Raw genomic sequence first — 13,113 nt, 5'->3', positions numbered from 1 at the left:
ACCCAACGCAACCTTACTTTTTAACATTCACGATTGCATTTTATTTCCTATTTTTATAAAGCGGTTTCACTCACTATTTACAGCTTAGCGATACGTTAACCACACATGCTTCATATTTTCATATGTTAGCCTGTGCCTATAAACTATTGACATAAATAACCGTCTTAAAAAACGGGGTTGTATAATATTCTTAAAAAACCTGCTGCTATGTTTGATCACACCCTCGATTTATGCCGTTCGCTTCCGGCAGTTTCCACTGAAAACAAGTGGGACAATGAATTACGTTTTTACGTAGGCGAAAAATTATTCTGCATGATGTCCCTTGAGCCACCTCACCGGGTGTCATTTAAATGCAGTTCTGCGCAGTTTCATCAATTAATTTCAAGACCAGGCATTGTACCGGCGCCTCATCTTGCGCGATATCACTGGGTTCAGTTGAAGCAGGAAGATATGTTACCGGAGCAGGAGCTGGAAAACTTTCTGATGAATGCGTATGAGCTGATTGTAAGCTCCCTGCCGGTATTTGAGCAGGAAGCTATTCATAAGATGAAAGCCCACGCGTAATTATTTCCAGATCGTAAAGAAGATGTCGTATACGCCGAATACGATAAGGGTGAGTGCAAATAATTTTTCCAGGGCAGGTGTTTTCATTTTAACGGCCGTTTTAGCGCCCAGCCAGGAAGCAGGGAATGCCGTAAGCGATAGCAGCAGCGCAATATTCCAGTCGATATGCCCCAACCACCAATGTGTTAATGCCCCAGGAATCGACAATACCGCCGACAATACCACTGCACAAGCCAGGGCTTGCTTAATCGGCATCCGTAATTTTTTGATAAAGAAGGAGCTGAACAGGATACCACCCGCATTTGCCAGCAGACCTGATAAAAAGCCAATAAACAAAGCCGCCATCACCAGTTTTCCGGCTGGTACGTCATCGCTTGCCACAGGTGTTTCTCCTACTGGCTTTCCCCGCATAAAGGAATACATTAACGACATGCCGGTTACCATAATGAACAAAGCGGTCATGATCATTAATGACTTACCAGGCAAATAGCTACTCAGCCAGGACCCGATAATGGTAGCAGGTACGCCAAAAGCTGCACCCAGCAGGATCACCCGCTTATTGAATAACTTCTCCTTGCGGTACACTGCTGTAGCAGACAACGTACTGGTAATAGATGCCGGTAAAGGCGATGCCAGCGCAAAAAAAGGATTTACGCCTGCAAATATCTGCAGTGCGGGAGTGCTGATGGCACTGCCTCCTTTGCCTAATAAACCGGACAAATAGCCGACTACGAGGCCTATCAGCAATACTGGCAGGTATTCAGATTGTTGTAAAAATTCCATTCAATCATTCCTCCGGGAACGCGCAACTTCGTGGTTGGTGTGGTTGGTTATAAAAAATTACAGGTAGACCAAAAATAGGGGAACATCATTCCATAAACAAATAATACCGATAACTAAATGTTATGGGGGATAACAACTTATTATATTTATTGCTAGTCTATAAACGTAATAGGAGAAGGGGTTTTCAACGATGTGAAGATACGGAATTTTGAGAACCGATGATTACACAGGATGACATTTTTTAAAAAAATCACTTTTCACCGGCACTCAAAATTCCGTGGGGTATTTACACTTTTGGCGCCCAGCCTTTTTCATATTCCCGGTTCCACATTTTCATCGCTTCATTATCATTCAGGATATGACCGTTTGCGGAATCAGTATGCAGGATATGCCCGGTGCGCTGTGCGATATTACCAAGCAAACAAAGCAGGGTACTGCGGTAGCCAATGTTGATTTCAGAATTAAGCGACGCATTACCCCGAATACTTTCCAGGAAATTATTAAGGTGTACCGCGTCGTAAAATTCGCCGGCAGGACTAACGGTGTTGGTTACACTCTGATTAGGATTAGCGGCTTGTTTTATGTCCTTGATGACTTTCCCTTTGGGGTCAATGAGTTTATAGCTATCGCCGCCGGAATTATACAGACTGCCGTTTTCGCCGAACAGGGCAAATCCGCGGCCACTGGCTTCCAGCTCAAAAGGGCTACAGCTGCGGCCTTCCCAGGAGATGGCTTTACCACCTTCGAATTCAAAATTCAGGGTTTGGGTATCCGGTGTTTCCCAATCGTCTTTCGGATAGGCATAGCGCCCACCGGCGGATGTTACTTTAGTGGGGAATTCCACGTCCATAAACCAGCGTAGGCAATCCAGTTCATGAGTGGCATTGTTACAGGTTTCTGAGGTGCCCCAATTCCAGCGCCAATGCCAGTTATAGTGGACGATGTTATCCAGATAATCGCGGCGGGGAGCAGGCCCCTGCCAGAGGTCCCAATCCAGTGTAGCCGGAACCGGTATCTTTTTGCCGATGCCAATGGGACCACGGCTATTCACATACCATCCTTTACCATAATATACTTTTCCTAATACCTGTTGTTCCTTTACCTCCTTCACGGCTTGTTGCAGATTAGGCCAGGAACGGCGCTGGTTACCCATTTGCACCAGTCGATTGTATTTCTTTGCTGCGGCCACCAGTAGCTCTCCTTCTCCGGGATCGTGTGCACAAGGCTTTTCCACATACACGTGCTTACCTGCTGCTGTAGCCATAATGGCTGCCGGGGCATGCCAGTGGTCTGGTGCGGCTACAATCAGCGCATCAAAATCCTTGCGTTCCAGCAGTTTGCGGATGTCTTTGATCACTGTAGGTTGCTTCGCCTGCGCGCCGGCAATAGCTTTGAGGCCCTTGGCAATGGCGCCGTCTTCTACGTCGCAGATGTAGCCTATTTCAGCACCGGGCAATTTCGCGGCACATTGCGCCAACCAGTTTCCCCGGGAATTTACTCCCATTACGCCGAGGACCAGTTTATTGCTGGGAGCGTTTTTCCCGAAAACGGGAAAATTAAGAATGGTCAACCCTGCTCCTAAACCGGCCATGCCACCGGTTTTCAGAAAGTCTCTTCTTTTCATAACGACAGATATTTATGCTTGGTTATTCGAAATAACAATCGGTTGCATGAATGTAGAAAATTAATTCCCGGAATTATAGAAAATATGAGGAATGGAACGAGTTTTTGTCTTTTTTCAGGATTATACTGATTACACTGATTCCTGTGGTGATTGATTTATAAAAGATAGAAAAAGATTTGGAGAGATAAGGCAGATAAATGCTGCTCACATCTTCCAAAATCAAAAAATAAAAATCAATATAACCGGGAGAAAGACAAAATCCGCAGGACTCTTAAAAACGCAGGCTGGCCGCTACCTGCCCCGGTGCAAACGTTATCTGCATGCCGTCGAACTTCCGATAGAGTGCTTTTCCATGGCGGTGATGGATAGTAAAATTCACCGCGTCATATAACAGCAGGAAGCCGCCCTGTAGTATAATAGAAGACCCATAGCCTTTCCAGCGGTCCTGTTCTTTACCACTTTGATTTTTTCCGTATTCACGGGCGTATAAGCCACCCAGGATGTAGGCTACATCGAGAGCGCCATTGACCAGGTATATCTTCTCAATTTTGTTTTGCTCTTTAATGCTACCCTGCATATTGTAGCTATCTGGGTTGAGCTTGCGATTGCCGAAATAGCCAGCAGTGGCAATCCCCAGATTCACCACATTCCAGATGGCATTCATCTGGTGGAAGTATTTGGCTTCACCACTGGTTTGCCCCATGGCTACCAGGCCGGTAGCGATATTGGCTACAGACCAGCCCGCCAGCACCACCATGGCGGTTTTAGTGGTTTGTATACGTTCGCGGTTAAATTGGGGCAGGGACAAACTATCCTGCGCAATGAGCCGTACCGCTAGCAGCAGTGTAATAATCAGGGTACCCGCATATTTATGCATACGCTATTATTTACCTGTCAACTGATTCCATATCACCCCATATACGTCGGTGGCCAACAATTCGGTTTTGGAAACAGGATCAGGGCTGATGACCACGGGATGATACAGGGGATTTTCCTCCAGCCGGCCATGGGAGCCTTTAATCAGCGTGGCATCCAATGGTATCACATTCATCAGGTAGCGGAAGCCCAACTTCTTCTTCAGCAGCTTGCCGGCAGCCTTCAGTTTAATGAATGGATCAGCAGGATTCATGAACATTTCCACCGGATCATAACCTGGCTTACGGAAAATATCCACGATACGGGCAAAATCAGGCGCTTTAGCGTCGTCCAGCCAGTAGTAATAGGTAAACCAGCTATTGGCATCCGCAACGGCTACGAGGTCGCCTGTACGGGCATGGTGCAGCTGATGCTGTCTTTTGCCTTCCCGGTCCAGTACCTGTTGCACGCCCGGCACGTTTTCAAGAAGATTACGCACCTGTTTGTAGCAGGATGGATCGTTGATGTAAATATGTGCAATCTGGTGATCGGCTACCGCAAATGCTTTGGAGGCGCCGGCATCCAGCAGCTCCAATCCGTTTTCCACGCGCAGCGTCAACAGGCCTTCCTGTCTTAACAACCGGTTCAGGTGAACGGGATTATTCACATTGGTAATACCGTATTCAGACAATACGATCGGATCGCATTGCTGCTGTTGGTAGTAGGTAATTAATTGTTTACATACCGCATCTATTTCACTCAGCTCTTTTGCATTACGCACCGGGTCCTGCCCAAATTTCTGCAGGCAGTAGTCGAGATGAGGCAGGTAAATGAAAGTCAGGGTAGGATTGTATAATTGATCTGTGATGATAGAAGCATCTGCTATCCACTGGCTCGACTTAATACTGGCAGTAGGCCCCCAGTAATTAAACAAGGGAAATTGACCCAGCTTTTCGGTCAGGTGATCCCGCAGCGAAGCGGGCGTAGTATAGCAATCCGGTACTTTACGGCCGTCTGACAGGTAGTTGGGACGGGGAGTCAGTGAGTAGTCCACGTTAGCGTACATGTTATACCACCAGCACATTTGCGAAACGGTGAAAGACGGGTCCAGCTTCCGGGCGCGATCCCAAATTTTGGGGGCATCCACCAGTTTGTTGGATTGCTTCCAGAACTTTACTTCCGCATCGGTTCTGTCGTACCAGCCGTTGCCTACAATGCCATGCTCACTGGGCCATTCCCCTGTGAGATAGGTACTTTGCACGGATGTGGTCAGCGCCGGTAACATGGGTTTCACCGTAGCCAGGTGCCGCTGTTGCGTATAAGCCTTTAGAAAAGGCAGGTGCTCCAGCAAATTAGTGGAGAGCCCCACTACATCAATAACTACTGTCTTTCTCATAGATGGCCAAGCAGAAATCAAAAAAACGGAAAAGCAAAAACTTGTTTTTTGTCTCCCGGTTTTTCGTTCCCGGTTTTTGTTTATTAATTTTCTATTGATTCTTTATTTCCTGGTTGCCAGCTATTGGTAATCAGCTTGAGCAGATAACAAAAGTAAAAAACCGGGGAACAAAAAACCAATGCTTTTTGCTTTCGGCTTTGGTTTTAAGCTTTCTCTGCCAATTGTTTTCTTATCCAGTTCAATTCCCGGGAAACGGATAAAGACATTTCCTGCTTTAATTCGGGTGGTAATACATCCCAGGTATATGTTTCCACTTCCATGTGCTGGGTGAAAGGCTGTTGTTGCTGTAAAGCCAACGCCTGCTTAATATCTTCCTGTGTGGATTGTAATACGCCAAATTTATCGAGAAATACCGGCACATGAAAATGGGAACGCCATTCCGTTACGGCCGGATTGTCTTCATCTGCAAGGGCTTCCGGTAAATCCGGATAATGAATAAACGTACCGTCCTGTTTACGGGCAATTACCTGATGCAGGTACACCGGTTCATTAAACCGGCGGAATGCATCTGTTACTTCTTTTCGTGCAGTCGTATCCGTTGGCATGTCTGCTTTCAGTGCTGCACTGATCTGTAGCTTTCCTATTTTCAGGCCATAATGCTGCAAACGCTCCAGTACCCGTTGTGGCGCTTCATATACCAATGCAAAATGACAAACATCGTAGCACAATTGAATATGCGATTTGATGATTGTTACGGCCTCGGTATCTGTCACGTTAAACTTCTCCATAATAAATGGTACAGCAGCAGGTAATAATTCTTCGAAATACCACGCAATATATTCGCTGGTATTTTCCATCAGGCCATCTGGTTCTGGTTCCACATCGAGGTGTAAAAGCGGTCCTCCGCTGCGATGTATGCGTACCAGCTGTTCCAGTACCTGCAACATATTGAGGGTAGCGCTTTCTGTAAAAGAGTTCTTTTCCTCTTCACAGCGGTTGCACCAGAATTTATAGGTAAGTGGGTTGGTAGAAATACCTCCTTCCATACCGGCAGGCAATAACGCCGCCAGTATACGGAACAGGCGAATGGTGTAGGCTACACGATCTGCGCTGGTCCAGTCGGGTGCGTGCACCTGGTCTTTCACCACCACATTATGAAAACCACCGTATGGAAAACCATTCATGGTAAACACGTAACAATCTTCTTCCTTCAACCATTGCTGAAATGCTTTCAGGGATTCTTCCTTACTCAATTCCAGGCTGGCCGTATTGGCCAGGCGCAGGCCGATACCAAATGGCTGATCCGGAGATACCTGTTGTTTGATGGCTGGTATAAATTGCTTCAACTGCGCAAAGTGATCGCCCCAACTTTCGCCGGGATGAATATTGGTGCAGTACGTCAGATGTCCTACAGCTGTTTTCATCCTTGGTTATTTTTACAGATATCCACTGCTTTATACAGTAGCTCCAGGTTCATTTCATGTACTTCTTCTCCTTTGCCTACAGCACGCAGCAGGGAAATGGTCAGGCGGCCACCGAGATGTTCGCGGAACTCTTCGAGGCCAACAACTACCGGAGAAGGTTTCCCATCTTGCTTTTCCAGCAGGGGATGCCAGATGGGTAACTGCATATTTTTTAACACCGTCAGAATACGATACATATCCGCTTCCGGCAGCCAACCTAACAGGAACGAGTATACGCTATCTACCGCAATACCAATGGATACTGCTTCTCCATGGCGCAACTCAAAGTTGGTGAGTTGTTCCAGTTTATGTGCGCTCCAGTGACCGAAGTCCAGCGGGCGGGAAGAGCCGCTTTCAAACGGATCGCCGGCGCCGCCAATATGTTGTACGTGCAAGTCTGCGCACCGGTAAATCAGCTCCTGCATGGCAGGCATATCGCCGGCGGTCATGGCTACGGCGGTGGCTTCTATACGGTTAAAGAAGGCGGCATCTTTGATGAGTGCCACTTTTACGGCTTCCACCATCCCGGAGCGCCAGTCGCGTGAATCCAGGGTCGTTAAAAATACCGGGTCGTTGAATACCGCTGCCGGTGGGGCAAAAGAGCCGAGGAAATTTTTCTTCCCTTTATAGTTCACCCCATTTTTCACCCCTACGCCAGAATCATTTTGCGATAGCACAGTGGTAGGTATCCTGATATGTTTTACGCCGCGATGAGAAATGGCGGCCGCAAATCCTACCAGATCCAGCAGTGAACCACCGCCGATTCCTATTACATAAGAATGGCGATCGATGCCATACTTATCAATGGCGTCTACCAGGCTGAAAAGGAGTGGTAAATCATTCTTTACCGCTTCTCCACCTGCGATGGTAACTATTTCCGGCGCCAGCTGAAAGCCGGGCACGTGTTGGAAATACTCCTGAATTTGCTGGGTAAGTTGAGGATGATGTGCCGCTACACCTCCGTCGAGAATTACGAGTATCTTTTTAACATATGCCTCTTCTGCTTTTGATGCCAGAAAAGACGCCAAACAGGTATTGGCTGGATCAAATAAATGACTGCTAAAGAAAACCCCGTAAGAGAAATTTACATTGAAATTTTGTTGAATATATTCCATGGCTTATTCCGCATCGTCTGTCTTAAAAAAACTATAGCCTTTAAAAGTACATAGAAAAAATGTGATTTTTTATAAAGAATAAGGCTCCGGGAACGGAGCCTATCTTTTGGGGTTAGCCTGTAGAATCATTTATCGGTATGCAAAGAAATTTATTTTTACAGGGTTTATTGACAGTAGTAACCGTCAATTTATAAATTGCGTAGTTCTACTGACATAAACCATTAGTCGACAAACACAACACCACAAAGAATTTCAACCCATTACTACCCTGTCATTTGTCGTCCGTTGATCCATTCGTCCTTTTACCTATTGCGTATTAAAACAGAATTATTGACCTTTATCCTACTGTAGAATAATTGTCAATATTACAGCCCGGATTAAAGTTTCGTTGAGCCCCAAAAAATGGGATTTCCATTTGTTAACTCCTGTAACATCGGTTATTATTCACGCTTTTTTGCACGTTTGAGCATTTGTCGCGCGCTGTGCTGGCTGGGGATGGCTATTTCATTTTCTGCCGGCAGGCATCCTGTATGTTAACTGAAAGTAACCGGATTATTAACAAGGCAACCCCGAGGTTGCACAAGCATTTTAGCGATGTGGAGAATATTAGTTTTGATGTGTTGTATTGTACTCAGTAGCCAACAGCCGTTATCGGCAGCCTATACGCCGCAACTGGACAGCCTTTCCCGGGTTATTCAGCAACAGGCGGCGGACAGTAGCCGGGTGCAATCTCTTTATGCATATGGTTGTATGTTGCTGCCTTATAGTATGAAAGAAGCAGAAGCGGCTTTCCGGCAGGGCTTACAACTTAGCAAACAACTTTCTTATTACAAGGGCGTGGCCGATTTTGCCTGCTACTACATGTACATACAAGATATGCGTGGCGAATATGCCATGTCGCTTTACATGGTCAAACAGGCGGTGACCATCTACGCGGCCTTAAAAGATACCGTCAACCAGGCCGTTGCTATCAGCTACTGTGGCATGGAATATCAGCAGATGGCGAACTTCCAGGCCGCTGCCGGCGCTTACCTGGAAGCCATGAAACTGGCAGAAACTGCCAGGGACAGCGTTACCGCCGGTATGATGCTCAATAATCTGGCGGCTGTTTTTAACACACTGGGGGATTATCAGAAAGGATTTATGTATGCCAGCAAAGCCTATGAACAGGGAGTCCAGCTAAAACGAAAATTACGCGTGAGCGCCGCCCTGGTGAATATGGGTCAAAGTAAGCTATTGGAAGGAGCCCATGCAGCTGCCAGTGATTACTTTAACCAGGCGCTACTCATAGGCCGGAAAAACGGCGACAGCTTACTGGTGTTAAATGCCCTGACCAACCAGGCCCGTGTATATTCTGAATTATCGCAACATACACTGGCGCTTCAAACGTATAAAAAAGCATTAGTCATTGCGCAGGATGATCCGGGGCCGGAGAACCTGATGCTGCTCTACATGGGCTATGCGCAGGCGCTGCACAAAAACGGCGACTACCCCCTTTCTGATAAATACCTGCAAAAGACCATCCAACTGGCGAAGACCTATCATTCCGGTGATGAGCTTCGGCGTGCATATCTTACGGCCTCCGATAATATGGCGGCGCAACATCGCTACGAAGCCGCCTTCCGGATGCGTAAAGCTTATGAAGCGCTCAACGACTCCCTGGTAGGCAGCAGCACCCGCAGCAATGTGCAGCAGCTGGAAACGCAGTACCTGACAGAGAAAAAGGATCGTGATCTCGCTGAAAAAAAATTATTGCTGGCACAAAAAGACCTGGAACTACAAGGAAAAAATATCTGGATCGGTGTTTTCTGTTGTAGCGTTCTCCTGCTATTAATTGGATGCATATTGATCTGGCAGCGGTGGCAACACCGGCATCATCTGCAGCAACAACGATTACAGCGTATGGAAATAGAAAGAACCATGCAGGTGCTGGATGCCATGATGCAAGGGGAAGAAAAGGAACGCACCCGCTTATCAAAAGACCTGCACGACGGCGTAGGCGGTTTGTTATCTGCTGTAAAAATGCATTTCTGGGCGCTCAGGTATGAGCGTAGCTATTTGCAGCAGGATAAAGGATTTAATCATGCACTCGACATGCTCGACGACGCAATAGGCGAAGTACGTAAAACAGCGCATAACCTGATGCCGGAAATATTGGCGCGGATGGGATTGGCGGGGGCGCTGGAATTTTTCTGCAACAACGTCAGCCATTCCCGTCAGCTGCAGATCAGCTGTTATACTTTCGGCACCATGCAGCGGTTCAAAGGAAATTTTGAACTGTCTATTTACCGGCTGGTACAGGAACTGATTAACAATATTATCAAACATGCAAAGGCTTCCGAGGCGCTGGTACAAATTACGCAGCATGAAGAACTGCTCACCATTACGGTGGAAGACAATGGCATCGGCTTTGAAAATGTGGCCAAAATGAATAATGGTATGGGGTTGAAAAATCTGGAAAGCAGAACCGCGGCTTTAAATGGTCATCTTACGTTAACGGCTACACCGGGTTGCGGCACCACCGTGTACATGGAATTTAACATTGCTATTATGCAGTTGATGGAACTGCAACCTACTTTTTAATATCACTTATATGCAAATCAAACTCGCTATCACAGACGATCACCTGCTGGTTATCAACGGAATCAAAGCTATGCTGGCCCCTTATTCACACATTTCGGTGGTATATGAAAGCAATATGCCTGATGCCCTGATGGCGGCATTACCAGGCACACAACCGGATGTGTTGTTGCTGGATATTCAGATGCCGGAAATAGATGGCATCACCTTGTGCAAGCAGGTGAGTAAAACACATCCTGATGTAAAAATAATTGCGTTGAGTAGTTTCATGGAGTCCCATTATATCAAGCAAATGCTGCGTAATGGCGCCAGCGGTTATCTGTTGAAAAATACGAACCCCGACAAATTGATTCAGGCCATTGAGAAAGTGAATGCCGGAGARCAGTTTTTGGATGATACCATTCAACAGCAACTGCTACAGGAAATGATTACCGGCCAAAAGCGTACTAGTTATGATATACCGCTTACGCGGAGAGAGCAGGAAATTCTGAAACTAATTGCTGACGAATATTCCAACCAGGAAATTGCAGACCAATTGTATATCAGCTTACGTACCGTGGAAACACACCGGCTTAACCTGACGCAAAAATTAGCGGTAAAAAATACCGCTGGTTTGGTGAAAGAGGCGATGAAGCGGGGAATAGTAGCCTAGCTTTTAGCCATTAGCTTTTAGCTTTTAGCAAATGCAGCGAAGACCGATATTTGTTAATCATTCGCTGCATTTGCTAAAAGCTAAAAGCTAATGGCTAAAAGCTATTTCTCAGGTTACCGCGAAAAGTTTACCCAATATCAGCGATACAGGCAATAGCAACAACACGATCAATGCAAATGGCAAAGTGGCAAAAGCGGCAATCCAGGCGGCATTCATGGCTATCAGCGCAATAATACCTCCTTTCACCGCTTTTCCGATGTTAGGCCCCGAAGGATCTTTCATGGCTTTGAACAGTGGCAGATTGATCATGACGGCAAAGAGCAGAATGAATGGGAGAGCGGACCAGATGCGATGATGCAGAAAAGCCAGCAATCCCATCGTAGTATATACTGCCGCGTAGCAAATAGCGGTGAGTCGTAAACTTTTCACGCTGCCGCCATGTACTTCTCCTCTGCTGATATTGGTGACGGCGGCGATATATATAATGGGAATAAAGCCCATCCACCAGTATGCTTGCAGGGCATCCGGTACAATACTGATCCCCAGCAGGAGATTGAGTCCCCGGCAGAGCCCCATATTAAAGGGGCCTAAGAAAGAATGGTGCTTTCCCCATTTATCATATACAAGAGCGCTCACGGCTACACCGATGGCGAGCCAGCCGGAAAAACCGGTGAGGCGTCCTACTGAAAAAGCAGCCAGGATACCCACCAATAACAGGTAAGCGCCCAGAATGATGGCTTGTGTTTTAGAGATAACGCCGCTTGGAATTGGTCTTTCCGGGCGTTCGGTACTATCCAGTGTGGCATCAAATACATCATTAAAAACCACGCCGCCACCGTACAAACCAATGGTAGCGAGACATAGGCACACTACAGGTAAAGTAAGGTCCAGTGTAACTGCTTCAAACGACACATTGATGAAGTAGCCGGAAATGGCCACACCGGCCAATATATCTGCTATTGCAGTAATGATATTGGCAGGTCGCATCAGGCGCAGATATCCACTCAATTTGCTAACAATATAACTCACCGTATTATCAGGTTTTCATGGTTCATTGCCAGCAGAAACGAGCCTGTCAGGCCTTTACCGGATGATGGTTGTATTTTTGTCGATACGAGGTTGCTGCCCTCCGCGTAATATAGAGCTTCCGTTAAATTTCTCACTTTGATCGATGTTTCCTCCAATTTCAAAATCAGCTTCATTCATCTGGCCGCTCTGTGCAAAGGCTTTTACAGCATTGCTGTAAGTTACCAAATGAATATCATTCAAGTCAATACCACTTTCGTGCATTAAAGCGGCGGTTTTAGGAACGGCCAGCGGATCGCTGATACCCCAGTCTGCAGCGGAATTCACCATAATACGTTCGCTTCCATACTGTTTTACCACGGCTACCATGCGTTCATTGCCCATTTTGGTGAACGGATAGATGGTAAATGCAGCCCAGAAGCCACGATCCAGCACTTCTTTCACAGTTTCCTCGTTATTATGATCTACAATGATCATGTGAGGCTCCAATCCGTGCTCCAGTGCAATATCCATACTGCGTTGCGTACCTTTTTTCTTATCACGGTGCGGCGTGTGGATCTGAACGGGGAGTCCTGCTTCTTTGGCGAGTTCCAGTTGTGCGCGATAATATTTTTCTTCCAGTGGTGTTTGGTCATCGAAACCGATTTCACCTACACCGACAACGCCTTCTTTATAAATAAACTGCGGCAGTATTTCCATTACGGCTTCCGCTAGTTTTTCGTTGTTGGCTTCTTTGGAATTGAGGCCAATGGTGCAATAGTGTTTGATGCCAAACTGTGAAGCGCGGAAACGTTCCCATCCCAGGAGGCTGCTGAAGTAATCGCGGAAAGTATCTACGCCGGTTCTTGGCTGTCCTAACCAGAATGCAGGTTCAATAATAGCTACCACACCGGCATCGGCCATGGCCTGATAATCGTCGGTGGTGCGGGCTGTCATGTGTACATGCGGATCAAAGAAACGCATGCCTTTTATTTTATCGAGGAAAGCAGGAGTATACGTTAGTGGTTGGAGATCTTTCTCTGTTAAATCATGAATTCCGCACATATCAAATTATT

At 46.6% G+C, this 13,113-nt stretch carries 11 protein-coding genes; 3 read left to right on the top strand and 8 right to left on the bottom strand.

Annotation, left to right across the window (positions count from 1 at the left end):
• The first annotated feature begins 207 nt into the window (after nucleotides 1–207).
• Nucleotides 208–564, top strand: a complete 357-nt coding sequence (locus AC1DFM_RS30185; RefSeq protein WP_477080510.1) for an MmcQ/YjbR family DNA-binding protein — start codon at nucleotides 208–210, stop codon at nucleotides 562–564.
• Here AC1DFM_RS30185 and AC1DFM_RS30180 read toward each other — a convergent pair whose 3' ends face one another.
• From AC1DFM_RS30180 to AC1DFM_RS30155, 6 genes are all read right to left on the bottom strand, one after another.
• Nucleotides 565–1,347, bottom strand: a complete 783-nt coding sequence (locus tag AC1DFM_RS30180) for a sulfite exporter TauE/SafE family protein (protein WP_477080509.1) — start codon at nucleotides 1,345–1,347, stop codon at nucleotides 565–567.
• 286 nt (nucleotides 1,348–1,633) lie between these two features.
• Nucleotides 1,634–2,971, bottom strand: a complete 1,338-nt coding sequence (locus AC1DFM_RS30175) for a Gfo/Idh/MocA family protein (protein WP_477080508.1) — start codon at nucleotides 2,969–2,971, stop codon at nucleotides 1,634–1,636.
• A 271-nt stretch (nucleotides 2,972–3,242) separates the two neighbouring features.
• A complete protein-coding gene (locus tag AC1DFM_RS30170) occupies nucleotides 3,243–3,848 on the bottom strand; it encodes a DUF6992 family protein (protein ID WP_477080507.1) in 606 nt (201 codons plus the stop codon).
• 6 nt (nucleotides 3,849–3,854) lie between these two features.
• Nucleotides 3,855–5,222: an alkaline phosphatase family protein gene (locus AC1DFM_RS30165; protein ID WP_477080506.1), complete on the bottom strand. Its 1,368-nt coding sequence runs from the start codon at nucleotides 5,220–5,222 to the stop codon at nucleotides 3,855–3,857.
• Between the two features lie 203 nt (nucleotides 5,223–5,425).
• A complete protein-coding gene (gene eboE, locus AC1DFM_RS30160) occupies nucleotides 5,426–6,646 on the bottom strand; it encodes a metabolite traffic protein EboE (RefSeq protein ID WP_477080505.1) in 1,221 nt (406 codons plus the stop codon).
• On the bottom strand, nucleotides 6,643–7,800 hold the full coding sequence (locus tag AC1DFM_RS30155) for a 3-dehydroquinate synthase (protein WP_477080504.1): 1,158 nt from the start codon (nucleotides 7,798–7,800) through the stop codon (nucleotides 6,643–6,645). Before AC1DFM_RS30155 ends, eboE begins: the two co-directional genes overlap by 4 nt.
• Nucleotides 7,801–8,394: 594 nt before the next feature.
• Between AC1DFM_RS30155 and AC1DFM_RS30150 the strand changes: the two genes are divergently transcribed.
• Nucleotides 8,395–10,383: a tetratricopeptide repeat-containing sensor histidine kinase gene (locus AC1DFM_RS30150; protein ID WP_477080503.1), complete on the top strand. Its 1,989-nt coding sequence runs from the start codon at nucleotides 8,395–8,397 to the stop codon at nucleotides 10,381–10,383.
• Nucleotides 10,384–10,393: 10 nt separating this feature from the next.
• Complete coding sequence (locus tag AC1DFM_RS30145) at nucleotides 10,394–11,032, top strand: response regulator (RefSeq protein ID WP_477080502.1); 639 nt, start codon at nucleotides 10,394–10,396, stop codon at nucleotides 11,030–11,032.
• A gap of 108 nt (nucleotides 11,033–11,140) precedes the next feature.
• On the opposite strand, the gene eboC is transcribed toward AC1DFM_RS30145, so the two are convergent.
• Complete coding sequence (eboC, locus tag AC1DFM_RS30140; protein WP_477080501.1) at nucleotides 11,141–12,061, bottom strand: UbiA-like protein EboC; 921 nt, start codon at nucleotides 12,059–12,061, stop codon at nucleotides 11,141–11,143.
• Nucleotides 12,062–12,115: 54 nt separating this feature from the next.
• The gene (locus AC1DFM_RS30135) at nucleotides 12,116–13,102 is read right to left on the bottom strand and encodes a TatD family hydrolase (protein ID WP_477080500.1); all 987 of its coding nucleotides are present in this window, start codon (nucleotides 13,100–13,102) and stop codon (nucleotides 12,116–12,118) included.
• Nucleotides 13,103–13,113: the final 11 nt, after the last annotated feature.

Source organism: Chitinophaga sp. 05T412 (assembly GCF_056396465.1).
The sequence above is the reverse complement of the archived record's forward strand: the minus strand, read 5'-3'. Positions and strand labels throughout refer to the sequence as shown.